20 protein-coding genes are annotated in these 17,754 nt (G+C 70.5%); 15 read left to right on the forward strand and 5 right to left on the reverse strand.

What is annotated here, in order from left to right:
- Positions 1-300 precede the first annotated feature (300 nt).
- The 3 genes from ACWD10_RS29645 to ACWD10_RS29655 are packed head-to-tail and all read left to right on the forward strand — an operon-like array spanning position 301 to position 2,704.
- Complete coding sequence (locus tag ACWD10_RS29645) at positions 301-783, forward strand: DUF1707 domain-containing protein (protein ID WP_451096406.1); 483 nt, start codon at positions 301-303, stop codon at positions 781-783.
- Positions 780-2,384, forward strand: coding sequence for an MDR family MFS transporter (locus tag ACWD10_RS29650; RefSeq protein WP_451096408.1), 1,605 nt, complete (start codon positions 780-782; stop codon positions 2,382-2,384). The genes ACWD10_RS29645 and ACWD10_RS29650 overlap by 4 nt, the downstream gene beginning before the upstream one ends.
- Positions 2,381-2,704 carry a SchA/CurD-like domain-containing protein gene (locus ACWD10_RS29655; RefSeq protein ID WP_451096410.1) on the forward strand — a complete coding sequence of 108 codons (324 nt, stop codon included), beginning with the start codon at positions 2,381-2,383 and terminating at the stop codon, positions 2,702-2,704. The genes ACWD10_RS29650 and ACWD10_RS29655 overlap by 4 nt, the downstream gene beginning before the upstream one ends.
- Positions 2,705-2,796: 92 nt before the next feature.
- Here the strand turns inward: ACWD10_RS29655 and ACWD10_RS29660 are convergent, their stop codons facing one another.
- Entirely contained in the window at positions 2,797-3,486 is a 690-nt protein-coding gene (locus ACWD10_RS29660; RefSeq protein WP_451096507.1) for a response regulator, read from the reverse strand.
- Between the two features lie 361 nt (positions 3,487-3,847).
- Between ACWD10_RS29660 and ACWD10_RS29665 the strand changes: the two genes are divergently transcribed.
- The 6 genes from ACWD10_RS29665 to ACWD10_RS29690 all read left to right on the forward strand — a co-directional run bounded on the left by ACWD10_RS29665 (position 3,848) and on the right by ACWD10_RS29690 (position 9,715).
- Complete coding sequence (locus ACWD10_RS29665) at positions 3,848-4,861, forward strand: thiamine pyrophosphate-dependent dehydrogenase E1 component subunit alpha (protein WP_451096412.1); 1,014 nt, start codon at positions 3,848-3,850, stop codon at positions 4,859-4,861.
- A gap of 13 nt (positions 4,862-4,874) precedes the next feature.
- Positions 4,875-5,885, forward strand: a complete 1,011-nt coding sequence (locus ACWD10_RS29670; protein ID WP_451096414.1) for an alpha-ketoacid dehydrogenase subunit beta — start codon at positions 4,875-4,877, stop codon at positions 5,883-5,885.
- A 40-nt stretch (positions 5,886-5,925) separates the two neighbouring features.
- Positions 5,926-6,336, forward strand: coding sequence for a nuclear transport factor 2 family protein (locus ACWD10_RS29675; RefSeq protein ID WP_451096416.1), 411 nt, complete (start codon positions 5,926-5,928; stop codon positions 6,334-6,336).
- Between the two features lie 50 nt (positions 6,337-6,386).
- Positions 6,387-7,907: an NAD(P)/FAD-dependent oxidoreductase gene (locus ACWD10_RS29680; protein ID WP_451096418.1), complete on the forward strand. Its 1,521-nt coding sequence runs from the start codon at positions 6,387-6,389 to the stop codon at positions 7,905-7,907.
- A 116-nt stretch (positions 7,908-8,023) separates the two neighbouring features.
- Positions 8,024-8,746 (forward strand): hypothetical protein, encoded by a 723-nt coding sequence (locus ACWD10_RS29685; RefSeq protein ID WP_451096420.1) that lies wholly within the window; start codon positions 8,024-8,026, stop codon positions 8,744-8,746.
- 135 nt (positions 8,747-8,881) lie between these two features.
- Positions 8,882-9,715, forward strand: a complete 834-nt coding sequence (locus tag ACWD10_RS29690; protein WP_451096422.1) for a biotin--[acetyl-CoA-carboxylase] ligase — start codon at positions 8,882-8,884, stop codon at positions 9,713-9,715.
- Here ACWD10_RS29690 and ACWD10_RS29695 read toward each other — a convergent pair.
- Positions 9,703-9,906, reverse strand: coding sequence for a hypothetical protein (locus tag ACWD10_RS29695; protein WP_451096424.1), 204 nt, complete (start codon positions 9,904-9,906; stop codon positions 9,703-9,705). The genes ACWD10_RS29690 and ACWD10_RS29695 overlap by 13 nt on opposite strands.
- Before the next feature lie 276 nt (positions 9,907-10,182).
- Between ACWD10_RS29695 and ACWD10_RS29700 the strand changes: the two genes are divergently transcribed.
- Positions 10,183-10,470 carry a hypothetical protein gene (locus tag ACWD10_RS29700; protein WP_451096426.1) on the forward strand — a complete coding sequence of 96 codons (288 nt, stop codon included), beginning with the start codon at positions 10,183-10,185 and terminating at the stop codon, positions 10,468-10,470.
- A 2-nt stretch (positions 10,471-10,472) separates the two neighbouring features.
- Positions 10,473-10,844, forward strand: a complete 372-nt coding sequence (locus tag ACWD10_RS29705; protein ID WP_451096509.1) for a fic family toxin-antitoxin system, toxin component — start codon at positions 10,473-10,475, stop codon at positions 10,842-10,844.
- A 21-nt stretch (positions 10,845-10,865) separates the two neighbouring features.
- On the opposite strand, the gene ACWD10_RS29710 is transcribed toward ACWD10_RS29705, so the two are convergent.
- Complete coding sequence (locus ACWD10_RS29710; RefSeq protein ID WP_451096511.1) at positions 10,866-11,870, reverse strand: DMT family transporter; 1,005 nt, start codon at positions 11,868-11,870, stop codon at positions 10,866-10,868.
- Positions 11,871-11,980: 110 nt separating this feature from the next.
- Positions 11,981-12,715, reverse strand: coding sequence for an ArsR/SmtB family transcription factor (locus tag ACWD10_RS29715; protein ID WP_451096428.1), 735 nt, complete (start codon positions 12,713-12,715; stop codon positions 11,981-11,983).
- A 154-nt stretch (positions 12,716-12,869) separates the two neighbouring features.
- Between ACWD10_RS29715 and ACWD10_RS29720 the strand changes: the two genes are divergently transcribed.
- The 3 genes from ACWD10_RS29720 to ACWD10_RS29730 all read left to right on the forward strand — a co-directional run bounded on the left by ACWD10_RS29720 (position 12,870) and on the right by ACWD10_RS29730 (position 15,669).
- Positions 12,870-13,502 carry a ScbR family autoregulator-binding transcription factor gene (locus ACWD10_RS29720; protein WP_451096430.1) on the forward strand — a complete coding sequence of 211 codons (633 nt, stop codon included), beginning with the start codon at positions 12,870-12,872 and terminating at the stop codon, positions 13,500-13,502.
- 168 nt (positions 13,503-13,670) lie between these two features.
- Positions 13,671-14,339, forward strand: a complete 669-nt coding sequence (locus ACWD10_RS29725) for an HAD family hydrolase (RefSeq protein ID WP_451096432.1) — start codon at positions 13,671-13,673, stop codon at positions 14,337-14,339.
- Between the two features lie 121 nt (positions 14,340-14,460).
- Positions 14,461-15,669, forward strand: coding sequence for a cytochrome P450 (locus ACWD10_RS29730; RefSeq protein WP_451096434.1), 1,209 nt, complete (start codon positions 14,461-14,463; stop codon positions 15,667-15,669).
- Positions 15,670-15,678: 9 nt separating this feature from the next.
- On the opposite strand, the gene ACWD10_RS29735 is transcribed toward ACWD10_RS29730, so the two are convergent.
- Positions 15,679-16,656 carry a ScbA/BarX family gamma-butyrolactone biosynthesis protein gene (locus ACWD10_RS29735; protein WP_451096436.1) on the reverse strand — a complete coding sequence of 326 codons (978 nt, stop codon included), beginning with the start codon at positions 16,654-16,656 and terminating at the stop codon, positions 15,679-15,681.
- Between the two features lie 469 nt (positions 16,657-17,125).
- Here ACWD10_RS29735 and ACWD10_RS29740 point away from each other — a divergent pair, with 469 nt between their 5' ends.
- Positions 17,126-17,743, forward strand: a complete 618-nt coding sequence (locus ACWD10_RS29740) for a ScbR family autoregulator-binding transcription factor (RefSeq protein WP_451096439.1) — start codon at positions 17,126-17,128, stop codon at positions 17,741-17,743.
- Positions 17,744-17,754: the final 11 nt, after the last annotated feature.

The following is a 17,754-nucleotide window of genomic DNA, read 5'->3' on the forward strand; positions in this document are numbered from 1 at the left end:
CCATACGGGGCGTGGGTGCCCCTCGTGGGGGCACAACTGGCGCCTCACGCCCCTGTCGCGTCGGGCCTGCCCCCTGACACCCCGGCCCGTACCCCTGAAGCCTCGCCGCCTGCCCCTGACATCCGGCCCCGCGCCCGGCCCGGCGCCCGCCCCTGCCCCCTCGCCCGTACGTACGTCCGTACTCCCCACGGCGTACGCGCGGTTACGGCGTCACGAGGACGGCCGGGGCGGGGGCCGCTCACCATACTGAACGCCGTCGACCGGCCCCGGAGGGGCGACCGGGACGAGAAGGGGGCTCACGTGAAAGGCGAGCAGGAAGGCAGACAGGACGGCAGACAGGACGGCAGACAGGAAGGCAGACAGGACGGCAGACAGGACGGCGAGCAGGCGGTGCGCTCGGTGGCCGTCGCGCTGGCCGCGGGAACCCTGTCGATCGAGCAGGCGGATGCCCGGATCGCCGCGGTGTACGCGGCCCGCACCCCGCAGGAGCGGGCCCGGCTCACCGCCGACCTGGCGCCACCCACCGCCGGGCACGGCCCGCACCCGCGCGGCGGCTGCTGTCCGCTGCTGCTGCCGCAGATCGCCGCGGTCACCGGCGTCTCGCTCGCGTTGCTGCTGCTGTGGGCGGCGCTGCCGGAGACCTGGTTCTGGCCCGTGGTGCCCATCGTCGCCATGGTCGCGGCCGTCGTGGTCCACGCCCGCCGCTGCCCCTTCAACTCGGCCAACACCGCCACCGCCAACTCGGCGCCCGCGTACGTACGACAGAAGGAGAGCGAAGGATGAGTACGAACAACGGCGGACAGGCGCCGGAGCCCGGGCAGGGGCCGAGCCACCGCCAGATCATGGTGATCTTCAGCGGGCTGCTCCTGAGCATGCTGCTCGCCTCGCTCGACCAGACCATCGTGGCCACCGCGCTGCCGACGGTGGCGGGCACGCTCGGCGGTTTCGACCAGCTCTCCTGGGTGGTCACCGCCTACATGCTGGCCGCCACCGCCTCCACCCCGCTGTGGGGCAAGATCGGCGACATGCGGGGCCGCAAACAGGTCCTGCTCGCGGCGGTCGTCGTGTTCCTCGTCGGCTCCGCGGCCTGTGGACTCGCCCAGGACATGGGGCAGTTGATCGCCTTCCGGGCGCTGCAGGGCATCGGTGCGGGCGGTCTGATGGCGATGTCCATGGCGGTCGTCGCCGATATCGTGCCGCCGCGTGAGCGCGGCCGCTACCAGGGCTACATCCAGGGCGTGTTCGCGCTCGCCAGCATCGTCGGGCCGCTGCTCGGCGGCTACTTCGCCGAGCATCTGACCTGGCGCTGGATCTTCTACGTCAACCTGCCGCTCGGCGCGATCGCGCTCGTCGTCCTCGCCGTCGTACTGCGCATCCCGGCGCAGCGCTCGCCGCACCGCGTGGACTACGCGGGCGCCGCGCTGCTCGTCGGCGCGGTCTGTGCGCTGCTCCTCATCACGGTGTGGGGCGGGCAGGAGTACGCCTGGGCGTCCTGGCAGATCCTCGCCCTCGCCGTCGCCACGGTGGTGCTCTTCGCCCTGTTCGTACGGCAGGAGCGCCGCGCCGCCGAGCCGATCCTGCCGCCGCGCCTGATGAAGGACCGGGTCGTCGTCTGCGTCAGCGCCGGACTGTTCGCCACCACCTGCGTGTTCTTCGCGGCGACCGTGTTCCTGCCGCTGTATCTCCAGATCGTCAAGGACCAGGGCGCCACCGAATCCGGGCTGCTGCTGCTCCCGATGCTGCTCACCGGCCTCGCCGCGACGACCGTCTCCGGCCGGGTCATCACCAAGACGGGCCGCTACAAGATCTACCCGGTGATCGGCATGGCCCTGATGACCGTGGCGATGCTGCTCTTCGCCACCCTCGACCGGGACAGCTCCACGCTGACCGTCACGCTCTACATGATGCTGATGGGCCTCGGCTTCGGCCTGGTCACGCAGGTCCTGGTGATCGCCGTGCAGAACGCCGTCGAGCGCCGCGACCTCGGCACCGCCACCGCGTCCGCCAACTTCTTCCGCTCCCTTGGCGGTTCGGTGGGCGTGGCGGTGTTCGGCGCGGTCTTCGCGGCCGGTCTGACCCGCTGGCTGCCGCGCGAGGTGCCGGGCGACGCGGCGAAGGGCCTCGACAGCGAGGCGCTGCTCGCCGGTCCTGAACAGGTCCGCGCCCTGGCCGCCCCCGTGCGGGACGGCGTCGCGGACGCCCTGGCGCACGCGCTCACCCCGGTGTTCCTGACCGCGGCACCCATCGCCGCCCTCGGCCTGGCCGCGGTCCTCGCGCTGCGCGAGGTCCCGCTTCAGCAGCGACAGGGCCCGCCGCCCGGCAAGGCAGGACCGGGCAAGGCCCAGGCAGGCGTCGCCAACGGCACGAAGGGAAGTACGTCATGACCACCACCTGGCACGCGATGTTCTACCCGCTCAAGGACGACGCCGACCGTGCCGCGGGCGCCGCCCTGCGTACCGCCGAACACATCGACACCGAGGTACGCGGCGAGGGCGGCCGCCCGGTCGGCCACCTCCTCGGCAGCCTCGTCCTGGTGTCCGACGGCACGGCCGTGGTGGCGTACGAATTCGAGGGCCCGCTGCCCGCGGCCGTATGGCACCTGCGGACACGGGTACACGCCGACATGGTCGAGCCCGCTCTGCGGCCGCATCTGAGGGACGTTCAGCCGGCGGAGTGCGTGATCCACAGCCTGTCCGGCGTTTGAGGACGAGCCCCGTTCAGGGGCGAAGGGGGGGGGCGCGGGGGGGCGCAGCCCCCAGTTCCCCCAGCCCCGGCTGACGGCACAGAACTTCGGGCCTAAGCCCCTAGCCCGGCCCGCCGAGCAGCCACCGCCGCCTCCGTCCGGTCGGAGACACTCAGCTTCACAAAGATCCGCGACAGATAGTTCCGCACCGTCTTCGGCGAGAGCCCCAACTGCCGGGCGATCGTGTGGTTTCCGCGGCCGTCCGCGATGAGTTCGAGCACCGCACGCTCGCGTTCCGTCAGTTCGGGGAACGGCACCGCCGCCGCCTGCCGTGGCTTCGTCAGGTGGTCCACGACCTGCGCGGCGGCCTTCGTCCCGAACACCACATTGCCGGAGTGCACCAGGTCGATCGCCCGGCTGATCTCCGTAAGGCCCGCGCCCTTGAGCAGGTAGCCGCGGGCGCCCGCCCGTACCGCCGCGAGCAGCGTGTCGTTGTCCTCCATCATCGTGAGGAACAGGATCGCCGTCTCGGGCCGGTGGGCCAGGATCTGCCGGGTCGCCTCCACCCCGCTCAGGCCGGGCAGATCCATGTCCATCAGTACGACGTCAGGGCGCAGTTGGCGTGATTCGCTCAGTGCCGCCGTGCCCGTCGTCGCCTCTCCGATCACTTCGATCCGCGCGTCACCGGAGAGCAGCGTCCGCAGTCCGGCACGGAACACCGGGTGATCTTCGGCGATGAGGACCCGAACTCTGCCCTCTCTGCCCGGTCTGCCCTCTCTGCCCTGTCCTTCTGGCGCTCGTATCGGACCCTCTTCCACGCACGCACCGTCCAACGCAGTCACGCTCGCCCCCTGTCGTGAGCCTGAGCCTTTTCCGGCATTGCCTTTCTGGCACTGGCCGAATGTAGACCGTTGACGGACGGCGGCGAAACGCCTGTCAGGGCCCGCGAAAGCGTCCCGCAAGCCCGCGCAAACGTCCCGCAAGCGGTGGCTGATTCCCTGCTCAGCCGGGACGGGCGCCCCACGACACCGGGACAACTCGGCCGGGACGCTCAGCCACTCAAGAGCCTTGGCCACCAAGAACAAAACCTTGGCCACCAAGAGCAAAAGAGAGCCTTGCCCACCAAGAGCAACGTCACCGCCCAACGCTGAGGAGTTACGGCGCATGGCTGTCCGAACCCCGAGCCCCACCAAGGAAGTTCTGCTCGCCGCCTACCGCACGATGCGGACCATCCGCACGTTCGAGGAGCGGCTGCACGAAGAAGTGCCCCGCGGCGAGATCCCCGGCGCCGTCCACCTCTACACGGGCCAGGAAGCGGTCGCCGCCGGAGTCTGCGCCCACCTGCGCCCCGAGGACCACATCGCCAGCACCCACCGCGGCCACGGCCACGCCCTCGCCAAGGGCTGCGACCCGACCGCGATGATGCTGGAGATCTACGGCAAGCAGGGCGGCCTGTGCGACGGCAAGGGCGGCTCCATGCACATCGCCGACTTCGACCTCGGCATGCTCGGCGCCAACGGCATCGCGGGCGGCGGCGCACCCCTGGTGTGCGGCGCCGGGCTCACCGCGAAGATGCGCGGCACCGATGACGTCGCGGTCGCGTTCGTCGGCGACGGCGGCGCCAACCAGGGCGCGTTCACGGAGAGCCTCAACCTGGCCGCCGTATGGGAACTGCCCGTCGTCTTCGTCGTCGAGAACAACGGCTACGCGCAGGCCACCGGCACCCGCTACCACCTGCGCGGTCTCGACGTGTCCGAGCGCGCCGCCGGTTACGGCATCCCCGGCGTCACCGCCGCGGGCGACGACTTCACCACCGTGTACGAGGCCGCCGGCGAAGCCATCGCCCGTGCCCGGTCCGGTGAAGGACCCACCCTCCTGGAATTCCGTACGCCTCGCCTGCGCGGCCACATGGAGGGCTACGACAAGGAGACGTACCGCGGCGACGGCGAGGTCGACGAGCTGTGGGCCAACCACGACTGCCTGCAGCGCCTCTCCGACCAGCTCACCGTCGCCGGACTCGCCACCGACGGCGACCTGGCCGAGCTCGACGCCGAGGCCCAGGAGGCCATCGACCGGGCGGTCACCGCGGCCCGCACCGCGCCGCAGCCGCCCCGCACCCAGCTGACCACCGACGTCTACGCGTCCTACGCGGACAACGCGTCCCACTCGTCCCACTGAGGAGCCGGAAGACATGGCGCGCACCCTGCCCTACCTGAAAGCGATCTCCGAGGGCCTCGCCCAGGAGATGCGCCGCGACGAGAACGTGGTCCTCTTCGGCGAGGACAGCGTCGGCGGCACCGGCTGCGACGGCGAACTCGGCGCCGCCTGGGGCCCGACCGCCGGACTCCACCTCGAGTTCCCCGGCCGCATCCTCGACACCCCGATCACCGAGGCCGCGTTCGTCGGCGCCGCCGTCGGCGCCGCCGCCACCGGTCTGCGGCCCGTCGCCGACATCCTCTTCTCCGACTTCGCGGGCGTCTGCTTCGACCAACTCCTCAACCAGGCCGCCAAGTTCCGCTACATGACCGGCGGCCGCGCCAAGCTCCCCATGGTCGTCCGCACCATGTGGGGCGCGGGCCTGCGCCGCGGCGCCCAGCACTCCCAGGCCCTCTACCCGCTGTTCGCGCACATCCCCGGCCTCAAGGTCGCCGTGCCGTCCAACGCGTACGACGCCAAGGGCCTGATGATCCAGGCGATCCGCGACGACGACCCGGTCATGTTCTTCGAGCACAAGATGCTCTACTTCGTGCCCGGCGAGGTCCCCGAGGAGCCCTACACGGTGCCCTTCGGCAAGGCCGCGACGGTCCGCGAGGGCCGCGACTGCACCATCGTCGCCATCGGCCTGATGGTGGGCCGCGCGATGGAGGCCGCGGCGCAGCTCGCCGAGGAGGGCATCGACTGCGAGGTTGTCGACCCGCGCACCGTCTCGCCGCTCGACGAGGAGACGATCCTCGCCAGCGTACGGCGCACCGGCCGCCTGATCATCGCCGACGAGGCCAGCCCGCGCTGCTCCGTCACCGGCGACATCGCCGCGCTCGCCGCCCGCGACGCCTTCGACGCGCTGCGCGCCCCCGTGCAGACCGTCACCCCGCCGCACGCCCCGGTGCCGTTCAGCCCCGACCTCGAGGACGCGTACGTGCCCGGCGCCGACCGGATCGCCGCGGCGGTCCGTACGACGGTCGGCACCCTCGCACGCGTCTGACCCGAACCCTCGTCAACCGTCTCAACTCAGGGAGAAACACATGAGCGTCCACCCCAACATCCAGCTGATGCAGAACGTCTACGACGCCTTCGGCCGCGGCGACGTCGACACCGCCGCCTCCTACTGGACCCAGGACTGCACCCACCACTACCCGGGCCGCAGCCCGCTCTCCGGCTCCCACAGCGGCCTGCAGGCGACCATCGACTTCGCGGGCAAGATGTTCGAACTCTGCGAGGGCCAGCTCACGATGAAGGTCCTCGACATCGGCGCCAGCGACGACTACGCCTACGCCCGCGTGATCACCTCCTACGCCCGCAGGACCCCGGCCGGCCAGGAGAAGAAGGTCGACATGCCCTTCATCAACATCATGCGGATCATCGACGGCAAGATCTCCGAGTTCTGGACCTACCCCGCCGACCAGTACGCCATGGACGAGTTCTGGACGGACTGACCGGACCGGCTCGCCACCTCAACTACGAGGAGAAACGGGAGATCCCGCGCATGACCACAGTGATCATCGGGGGCAGCGCCGCCGGCCTGGCCACCGCACTGGCCCTGTCACAGCAGCGCCGCGACAACGTCCTGATCCTGGACCGCACCGCAGAGGTGCCCGGCACGCTCGACGAGGCCCACGCCTGGACCCGGCCCACGGTCCCGCAGGGCGTCCACTCGCACGCCTTCGGGTCGCTCGGCTGCAACATCCTCAAGGAGCGCGCCCCCGAGATCTGGTCGGCCCTGCTCGCCGCGGGCGCCAAGGAGATCCACCTGACGGACTCCACCCCGCCGACCTTCGGGCCGTACGTCGTACAGGCCGGGGACGAGGACCTGCGGATGCTCACCAGCCGCCGCTCCACCTTCGAGTGGGTCCTGCGCAAGGAGGTGCTCGCCCAGCCCGGCGTGAGCTACCGCGGCGGCGTCACCGTACGCGACCTCGTCTACAGCGAGACCGACCCGAAGCAGGTCACCGGCGTACGCCTCGACGATGACACCGTCATCCAGGCCGACCTCGTCGTGGACGCCGCGGGCCGCCGCTCGCCGGTCACCAAGTGGCTGGAGGAAGCCGGTCTGCCCGCGCCGCGGCCGCGCGGCGAGAGCTGCGAAATCACCTACTACACCCGCCACTTCAGGCTCCTCGCCGACCAGGCGCCGGGCCCGCTCAACCGCGGCTTCGGCGCGGGCGGCCTGTGGAACCACTACACGGGCGTCCTGTTCCTCGGCGACAACGACACCTTCTCCATCGCGCTCGGTGTCCTGCCGGGCGACAAGGACCTGAAGAACGTACGCAACGAAGAGGCGTTCACCGCGGCCCTGCGCGCCACGCCGCTGCTCGCCCCCTGGGTCGCCGACGGCGTCAGCGAGCCGATCACCGAGGTGTACGCGATGGGCGGCCTGGACAACATGCTGCGCACGCTGCCCGAGGGCGCCGACCCGGTGGCCGGTCTGATCCACGTCGGCGACGCCGTGTGCACCACCAACCCGGCCTACGGGCGCGGCGTTTCGCTCGCCCTCGCGCACGCGTACGAGCTCGCGGACGTGCTCGCCAAGCATCCCGAGCCGACGGTGGAGCAGGCACGGGCGGCGGCGGAGGCGAGCGAGGCCCTGTTCACACCGTGGTTCGAGGACTCCGTGGCCAACGACCGGGCCCGGGCCGGACTTTGGAAGGCCACCGTGCACGGGGGTGGGGCGGCGGCCGGCGGTCCTCCCGGTGCGGCGGGTGGGCCGCCTCCTGGGGTCGGGGGTCCGCCTCCTGGTGCGGGTGGTCCTCCCGGTGCGGCAGGCGGTCCTCCGGCTGGTGGTCCTCCGCCGCTCAACTTCGGTATGGTCGTGGCCGCTTCGGCCGCCGATCAGACCGTGTGGCGCCGCGTCGCGCGGGTCATGATGACCCTCGACACCCCCGACACCCTCTACTCCTCACCGGAGATCGCCGAGCGCGTCTTCAAGGTGCTCGCCTCCGGTCCGCCGCCCCAGCTCCCGGGCGCGGAACGCGCCGACCTCATCCAGGCCGTGGGCACGGCCGCCTGAACCCAGGCCGGCCCGTCCTTGATCGACCTCCAGCCACCGTCGATCCACCCCCCCCAGCCACCGTTGACCCATCCCCCAGCCACGACGCCAATGAACGACCTTGGAGGCTCTTCTAGATGTCTGTCCAGTCCCCGTCCGCGACCCCCGACCGCGCGCCCCAGCGCGGCGGGGAGGCGTCGACCCCGGGGTACGGCGGTGTCCTGAGCATCGCCGTGTTCTTCCTGTTCTTCATCCTCGGCCTGATGTTCCACAGCGCCCTGGCCACCACCACCTACCCCGCCGCCGACGACCCGGTGAAGCTGATCGTCGAGTGGCGCCAGGACAACGCCGACGTGTCCCGCATCTCCGGGGCCGCGCTGAGCATCTCCGCCCTCGTATTCGCCTGGTTCAGCGCCTGGTTCGCCACGGTGATCAACCGGACGGGGCGTACGCAGGCGGCGCTCGTCGTCTACGCGGGCGGGCTGTTCTCCGCACTCGGGCTCTTCATGTCCGGCGTGCTCCAGTGGGTCGCACAGCGCCCGGAGACCCTGGCCGCCGAGCCGGTCCTGCGCGTCGTGCACCAGATCACCTTCGTACTCGGCGGACCCCTGGTGGTCACCAGCCTCGGCCCGATCGTCGCGATCGGCGGCATCGCCCTGATGCGCTCCGGTCTGCTCTCGAGCTGGCTCGCGTACGTGGGCGTCGCGCTCGGCGTGCTCTGCCTCGGCTCGGTGGTCATGCTGCTGCCCGAGGACGGCAGCCTGACCTACCTCGTGCCGCTCGGCAGGTTCCTGTCGCTGCTGTGGCTGACGGTGGTCGCCGTGCTGCTCGCCCGCCGCGTCGGCAAGGAACGCGGCTGACGCACCCGTAACCGGCCGAAGGCCCTCGCGCACACCGCGCGGGGGCCTTCGCCCGATCCCGTAAGACACCGGATTTCCGTACGACCCCGGATTCCGTACTGAGAAGGATGGTCAAGGATGGTCATGGATATGGTCATGAATCACGAGCCCCTGCACACCGAAGCCCTCCGCGCCCGCCTGGCCGAGCTCCAACTCCCGTACAAACTCGACGTGTTGACGAGCGTCCCGTCCACCAACGACGCGCTCGCCGCGGCCGCCCGCGACGGCGCCCCGGACCGCACCGTCCTGCTCGCCGAGGAGCAGACCGCGGGCCGCGGTCGGCTCGCCCGCACCTGGTCCTCGCCCCGCGGCGCCGGCCTCTACCTCAGCGTCCTGTTCCGCCCTGAGGGCGTGCCCGCGGCCCGGCTGCCGTGGCTCTCGCTGCTCACGGCCCGTACGGCCGCCCGTACCGTCACGGAGCACACGGGCCTGGCGACCCGCCTGAAGTGGCCCAACGACATCCTCGTGGGCCCCGGAGAGGCGAAGTGCGCGGGCATTCTGGCGGACGCGGTCGACTCCGGCACAGGCGGTGTGGTGATCGGCATCGGCCTCAACACGGCCCATGCCCGGGAGGAACTGGACGGTCTGCTGGAGGCTCCCGGCCACCGACCCACCACGTCCCTCACCCTGGAGGGCGCCAAGGTCGCGCGCGCCGACCTCGCCGTGGCTTTCCTGCACAACCTGCACCGCGCCGAGGCGTCCTGGCGGGCGGCCGGGGGAGACCCGGAGGCCTCGGGCCTGCGCGCCGCGTACGAGGCGGACTGTGCCACCGTCGGCGCCGCGGTCACGCTCGAACTCCCCGACGGGACCACGCTCTTGGGCGATGCCACCGGCCTGGACGACCAGGGCAGGCTGCTCGTCCGCACCGCCGACGGCACCGGGCACGCGCTGTCCGCCGGCGACGTCGTACGGACGCGTCAGCGCCCTTGAGGACTACGGGCCATCAGGCACACGAGCGCCGCCCCGGCGCTCACCACGGCCCCCACGGCCGCCACCGGCCGCACGGAGGACGGGTCGATCGCGAACGCCCCCGCCACCACGAGCAGCAGCAGCGAGAACGGCAGAAGAGGAAGCGGAAGAAGAGGAAGGTTGCGAAGAGGAAGGTGAAGGAGTTTCTTCATCGGATTCCTCGGATTCCTCGCTCGACGACAGAGAAGGAAACGGGCCCTGCGAACGCCCCGCCCCACGCCGAGCAGCAAACCGACCACCCGACCCGCTGGTCAACGCACCCCGGCCCCCACCCCCGAAACACCCCGCGACCGCCCTCACCGGCCCCCCGCAACCTGCCACACGGCCCGCCGCCACCAGCCCCTTGCTATGACCTTGCTGCATCCGCGCTGCTTCCGCCGCTCCTGTGCGACCGCCCCCACTGCTACCACCCTGCTACCATGCCAAGCATGAGCAGCACACGGAAGCAGACCCAGGTACGTCTGGAGCCAGAGGTGCTCGCCGCAGGCAAGGAAGCGGCACGCGCCCGTGGCCTCGACTTCAACCACTACGTGGAGCGCCTCATCGACGAGGACACCACCGGCGCCCGCGCCGCCGGAATGGCCGCCGCCCAGCGCTTCCTCGACCAGCACGCCGGATACCTCGACCAGCTCGAAGCCGACCTGGACCGGCAGCACGCAGACGTGGACCGGCAGCACGCCGCCCCCGCACCGAAGCCGCGGGGTGCCGCCGCGTGAGCATGTCCCTGCACGTCGACCTCTCCTGGATCCTTGAGGTCGCCGAGCGCGCCGGCCACCACGACCCCGCGCCCGACGACCTCGGGGTGCCGATCGCGGCCGTCGCCCGCCACCGGGCCGAACTCCTCGAGCAGCCCGTCTACGGCGGCCCCTACGCCCGCGCCGCGGCCCTCGTCCACACCCTGGGCCGCTGCCGCTGGCTGGAGCGTTCCAATCTCACCGTCGCCTGCGCCGTAGCCGTGATGTACCTCAACGCGAGCGGCATCCCCGCCGAACCCACCAAGGACCAGCTCACCCAGCTCGCCGAGCTCCTGTACGACCCCCGCTGCACCGCAGCCGCCATCGCGGAACAGCTCCGCACCTGGCACCCCTGACGTACCGGCCCCGGCCCACCATCACTTCTCGGACGCCATGGCCGCGTTGGACGTCGTGGACGTCGTGGACGTCGTGGACGTCGTGGAGGTCTTGGATGAGGCGCGAGGCCGCGAACGCGAAATCGCCACCCCCACCAGACAGAGCGCCCCGCCCAGCAGCGTCGCCGGACCGGGAACCTCGGCCAGGAAGGCCCAGGACATCAACACCACCAGGGCGGGCACCGCGTACGTGGTGGCGCCCATCCGTCCCGCTGTCGTGCGGGCAAGGGCGTACGCCCAGGTGGTGAAGGCGAGCGCGGTCGGCACCACGCCGAGATAGAGCATATTGAGTGTGGCCGAGAACGGGGCCTGCGGCAGCTCGCTCACGAGCTGTCCCGCGAACGGCAGGCACGCCACCGTACCCACCAGACACCCAAAGGCCGTGACCTGCAACGGAGTTCCGTACGACAGAGCAGGCTTCTGAGCGATCACCCCGGTCGCGTACGCCAACGCGGCAGCAACGCACAACACCACGCCAAGCACCGGGGCACTGCCTCCGTCCGACATGGACAGCCCCACCACGGCCGCCCCCGCGAAGGAAACACCCAGCCCCAACAGCAGCCGAGCAGGCAGCCCTTCACCCAGCAACCGGGCACCAAGCAGCGCCATCAGAATCGGCCCGATGTTCACGAGCAGCGCCGCAGTACCCGCATCCACCAGCCGCTCACCCCAGTTGAGGGCCACCATGTACCCCCCGAACCAGACCACACCGGAAATGACAATGCCCCGCCAGGCCCCCCGCGGCGGCAGCCCTTCACGCCGCACGACAACCAGAGCGAGCAACACCAAGGACCCCGCGAGCAGCCGGCCGAGCGCAAGCGCACCGGGAGAGTAGGAACTTCCCGCGCTCCGAATGGAAACGAAGGCCGAGGCCCAAGCAAGCACGGTGAAGCAAACGGCACCCGCGGCAAGCACGCGAGGCCCACGGGAGGAAGAGGAAGGAGTGGACGAAGAAGGCGAAGAACGTGAAGAAGGTGAAGAGGACAAAGAAGAGGACAAAGAAGAGGAAGAGGGCGAAGGCGAAGAGGGGGAGGCCATGCGAAGAACCCTAGAAGCCCATCATTTCGGCGTCCACCGAATTAACGATGGGGTGCGGCTCACTCCCAATCGGAGGACTTCAGCCCCAGGGACTCCCCGAAGGCCCGCTCACCCGCCTCCGTCACCACTACCGCCCGACCGCCACCCTCGGCCCGGACACACCACTCCAACTCCAGGGCAAGGGCGCACAGTCGCGCCCCCACCAATCCGCCCAGATGCCGGCGCCGCTCGGTCCAGTCCAGACACGAGCCGGCCAGCGGACGGCGCCCCTGCCGACCCAGATCCACCCCGACCCGCCGGCACCAGGCCCGCCCCTCTTCGCTCAGCTCAAAGACATCCGCGACGGACAACAGCCCACGCTCCGCCATCGCATCGGTGATGGCCATCCCGAACCGCCCGGCGAAGTGGTCATAGCAGGTACGGGCCCGGGCGAGCGGATCCGGCGCGGCGACCACCGGCACGGTGTGCGCGGCATCCCGATCCGGCACGGCGTACGAGACAAGCGAATCCACGAGCCGAGCAGTGTCCCCGTCAGCGATCCGCACATAGCGGTGGCGCCCCTGCCGCTCGACGACACAGAGCCCGGCGTCGAGCAACTTGCCGAGATGCCCGCTGACGGTCGACGGCGACACTCCGGCGATCCGAGCCAACTCCCCAGCAGTCCAGGCACGCCCTTCAAGAAGAGCCATACAGATGGCAGCGCGAGTCTCATCCGCGAACGCATGGGCAAGCGCAGCAAGCCGAGCGGCCGGTGCAGCGGCGGTTGCGGAGGCGGGTGCAGGGCGATCAGTCACACCTCCAGAATGCCCCAACCCTTCGCCAAGCGCCGAACCAATCCGCCTACCAATCCGCCTACCAATCCGCCTGCCAACCCCCTACCGAACGCCCTCACGGCGCCGTAAGGTAACGGCCGCTCGTTTTGATGTCGGGGGAAGGCGGGGACGCGCAATGGCGGCAGAGCCCAAACAGGAGCGCGCGCTGAAGACCCGCGATGACATCCTCCATGCCGCAGCCAGCGCCTTTGATGAGCTCGGCTACCGGGGTGCCAGCATGCGGGAGATCATGCGGCGAGCGGGTGTGACGCTGGGGGCGGTGTACTTCCACTTCGACAGCAAACAGGAGCTGGCCCGCGCTGTGATGCTGGCCCAGCCCGGCGTTCTGACCGCGAACCTGAACTCCGACGGGCTACAGCGGGTCGTTGACTTCTCGATGGAGTGGGCGCACCAGGTGAACGTCAATCCGCTGATCCGGGCCGCGGTACGCCTTGCCGTGGAGCAACAGGCACACGGCATCGGAGATGACGTCTCGTATCAGGACTTCGAGGAGATCTTCACGGAGTGGCTGGAATCGGCCCGTGACAAAGAGGAGTTGGTTCCGAACGCCGTCCCGGCCGTCGTAGCGGAGTTCTTGGTCGGTGCGTTCACGGGGATTCAGCACTACGCGCACCTGTCGGGCGGTTCGTCGACACTGTCTGACCGCGTGGTGCGGATGTGGCGACTGCTGCTGCCCGGGGTGGCTCGGAGTGAAGTCGTCGAACGGATCGTTCTGGATCCGGGCCGGGGACGCATCAACCTCGCATAGGCCGAAGGGGACCGGCCTCGGCGGTAGTACGCGTCGCGGTGAGGCGGCGTAGAACACCTCCTGATGCCAGCGCGAAGGAACTGCCTGAAACCGGCCGGTTTGTCAGTAACTGCCTTATTTATTAATGCATTTGAGTAACGATCAGGGTTTGTCAGTATAATCGAACGCATGATCTGGTTTGACTTCGGCGGGGTGCTGTCCCCGCCACTGGGGGAGTTGTTTGCCATGTACGAGCGCAAGACGGGGGTCACCCCTGAGCAGCTCTGGTGGGCGATGAGCGAGGTGTCCGCGGAACGGGGCGTGGCGCCCTTGGCGCCGGTCGAACTGGCCACCATCACCGAGGCGGAATGGGGCCGCGCGCTGGCCCGTGTCCTGGCGGCCCGCTTCCCGGGGATCGACCTCTCCCGGGCGTGCCTGGAGACCTTCGGCGAGCAGTGGTTCGACGGCGTCGCGGCGAATCCCGCGATGGTGGCAGCGGTGCGGACCGCCCGCGAGCACGGCCTCGGCGTGGGCATCCTGACCAACAACGTCGTCGAGTGGGAGCCGTACTGGAAGGCCATCGTGGCTCCCGCGGGACCCGTCGACCACGTCGTCGACTCCTGCCGGGTCGGCCTGCGCAAGCCCGAACCGGAGATCTTCGACCTCGCGGCGCGGACCGCGGGCGTCGACCCGGCCCGCTGTGTCCTCGTCGACGATGCCGCCGCCAACTGCGAGGCGGCCCGGGACCGGGGCTGGCGGGCCGTGCACTTCCACGACAACCCCGGGGCTCTCGACGACCTTGCCCGCCTCACCGGTCTGCCCGCGTTCCGCGCGGCCGCGTGCCACGCCCCCGCATAGCGCCCCACGCCCCCGCATAGCGCCCCACGTCCCCGCATAGCGCCCCACGTCCCCGCACAGCGCTCCGCGCTCCGCGCTCCCGGCCGACCCATCGACGGTGTACGACGACCAAGGGATGCTCATGGAACACAGCACAGTGCTCGGCACCACCAGCGTCACGTACATACCCCAGCTCGATCCGTCCCCGCGCTACCAGCCGCTGCCCGGCCACTCCGACGGCGGGCTGCCGCGCATCCTCCTGCCCAGCGGCCACACCGCCGTGCACCTGACCCGCTACGCCGACGTCCACCAGGTGCTCACCGACCCGACGTTCAGCCGCAGTGCCGCCAATGCCGAGGACGGGCCGAGCTTCCTGCCCACGCCGCTGGCGCCGGAGCTGCTGATCGCCCTCGACCCGCCGGAGCACACCCGGATGCGGCGCGTGGTGACGGGCGAATACAGTCCCGGAGGCGTGGCGCAGCTGCGGTCCGTGCTCGACGAGGTGCTCGACGAACGGCTCGCCGCGCTCCGGGCCGAGGACCGCCCCGACCTGTTCCGCACCGTGCTCGACCCGCTCCCCGTCCGGGTCACCTGCCATTTCCTGGGCATCCCCGCGGCCGACATCGACCACTTCCGTGCCTGGTCCCGGACCGTGCAAATGGCCCTCCCCGACGACGTTCCCACCCTCGTCGACCACTTCACCAAGGTGTACGGCTATCTCACCGAACTGGTCACGGGAGCGCGGCCGACCCAGCCGGGCGGCTTGGTCGACCGCCTCGTCGCCGGGCGCGACCGCACCGAACCCCCGCTGACCGACGCGGAGTTGGTCGGCCTGCTGATCGGCGCCCTGGTCGGCGGCGACCAGAACGCGCTGTCCGTCCTGACCAAGGCGGTCTACGCCCTGCTCTGCGCACCGGAGCTGTGGCGGCGCCTGGTGGACGAGCCCGGCATCGCACCGCGCCTCGCCGAGGAGCTGATCCGGCTCATCCCGCTCGGCTCCATCTCGACCTTCCCGCGGATCGCCACCCGCGACGTGGAGCTCACCGGTGGCGCCGCCGTCCGCGCCGGTGACGTCGTCTATGCCGATGCCTTCGCGGCCAACCGCGACCCGGAGGTCTTTGCGGACCCCGAGACCATCGACCCCGACCGGGACGGCAAACGGCACCTGCAGTTCGGCTTTGGGATGCACCACTGCATGGGCGCCGCGCTGTCCAGGATCGAGATCACCACGGTGCTCACCCGCCTCGCACACGACTTCCCCCGCCTCTCCCTGGCCGTGGACCCGGCGATGCTGCCCTGGGACCACGGGATTCTGCTGCGGCGGCCGACCTCGCTGCCGGTCCGCTGGTAGGAGAACGGTTCAACCGACGCGTACAGCGGCGTCGCCGCCCCGGGGAGCCGGAATCCGGGGCCGCGGCGCGACGGTGGCGGTGACGGTGGCGGTGAGGACCTCCTCGCCGCCCTGCGCCGCCACCACCCGGGTCCGGTGGCCCCCCTGGCTGTCGGACAGCGGCTCGGCCGTGATCCGGCACGGCGCGTCGAGCTCGGCGAACTGGAGGAACACCGCGTCGAACGCGACGGGGTAGAACGGCTCGCCCGGGTGGCTCGCCCGGGCGGCCTGACGGGCCCCCTCGAGCAGCAGCATCCCCGGGCTGTGGTCCATCGGGTGGTCGAAGAGGACCGGGTGGGAGGTGTCATTTCGCAGCAGCCAGTGGTCGTGGTGCTCGGTCCGCGCGAGCACCACGTCCATGTCCCGGTCCCGCCCGACCAGAGCCGCCGGCACCGGCGCGGGCGGTGCGGGGGCCGCGGCGACCACAGCCTCCGGATCGCTGTGGGCGCCGCGCAGCCGCCGGTAGACGGCGGGCGCGTGGCAGGAGAACTGGGTACTTGCCGTGCCCAGGCGCGCACCGTCCCGGAAGGCGGTGACGTCCATGGTTAAGGAGGTCGGCGGCGCCGTGGGGCGGCGGCGGTTGGCCGTGCACGCGATGTACAGATCGACCTCGGCCGGGTCATGGGCGCGGCCCATCGCGGCCGGGGCGACCTCGTAGTTGAGGTAGTGCCAGATCAGATGGTGCCCGAACGGTATCCCGTAGCCCGCGTGCGAGAGCAGCGGAAAGCACTGGCGCACGCTCTCGGCGAAGAAGAGCGGGTCGTACAGCTCGCCCGTCGAGTCGTAGAAGCGGTGCCGAGTGGGCCACCGCGCGGACACCACGAACGAATCCTCGCACGGCTGCTCCCAGCCGGTCAGCAGGACCTCGGCCACGTCGCGCTTGTGGACGTAGTGAGGCGGGACGGTCGAGCCGTCGAGGGCAGGCGCGACCGGATGGACAGCAGGCATGGAAGCCCCCCATTGCATGGATGCGTTGAATCCTTAGCCGTGCTCAGTTGGCGTAGATACGCCGCACCAGCAACATAACGAGTGCTCTTTTTGTTGTCGAGGCATGACTTGAAATAATGTTCGACCAACTACGGGAGCAGCGTGGGTAGTTGGCGCCTTGAACTGGGAGGTAGAGGCCGCAATGCGACGCCGGTGGCCGCTGCGGGGGGCGGTGACCGGACCGCCCAACGAGGCCCGGACGCGCCAGACTTGGCTGGAACCGCTCGGTCACGTTCCGTATCGAAGGGGTCGCGGCGTCGGCGTGCTTGGCTGGGTCCCGTCGTATCGCGAGAAGTCGCGGACGGGCGAGCAGAGGTGCTCAACAGGCGCTTTGCCGGAGCCCTGTCTTCGAACGCCCCGCATGATCGTGGACCAACCGGGTAAAATAACGGGCGTTATTTATTGGTTCGCGAGAAAGACAGGGCCCAACATGGCGGAACCCAAACAGGCGCGCGCCCTGCAGACCCGTGAGCACATCCTGCGTGCCGCAGCCGGGGCGTTCGACGAGCTGGGTTACAAGGGCGCCAGCATGCGCGAGATCATGCGGCGGGCGGGCGTCACGCTCGGGGCGGTGTACTTCCACTTCGAGAACAAGGAAGCCCTGGCCCGCGCCGTCATCCTCGCCCAGCCGCAAGAGATGGTGCCGCGCCTGGAGTCCGAAGGGTTGCAGCGCCTCGTGGACTTCACCCTGGTGTGGGCACACCAGCTGAACGTGAATCCGCTGATGCGGGCCGCCGTGCGGCTGGCCGTGGAGCAGAAGACGCACGGGATCGGTGACGACGTCTCGTACGGCGAGTTCGAGTCCCTCTTCGCGCAGTGGCTGACGGCGGCGCACGAGCTCGGGGAACTGGTCCCCGGGACCGACCCGGAGCCGGTCGCCGAGTTCCTGGTCGGGGCGCTCACCGGAGTCCAGCACTACGCGCATCTCTCCGGCGCCACCTCGGCCCTGCCCGGACGCGTGTCCCAGATGTGGACGCTGCTGCTGCCCGGCATCGCGAAGCCTGAGGTGGTCCAGCGGGTCGACGTCGACGCGAGCCGGGGGAGGTAACGTGCGCGGGG

It is taken from the genome of Streptomyces sp. NPDC002851 (genome assembly GCF_053591935.1).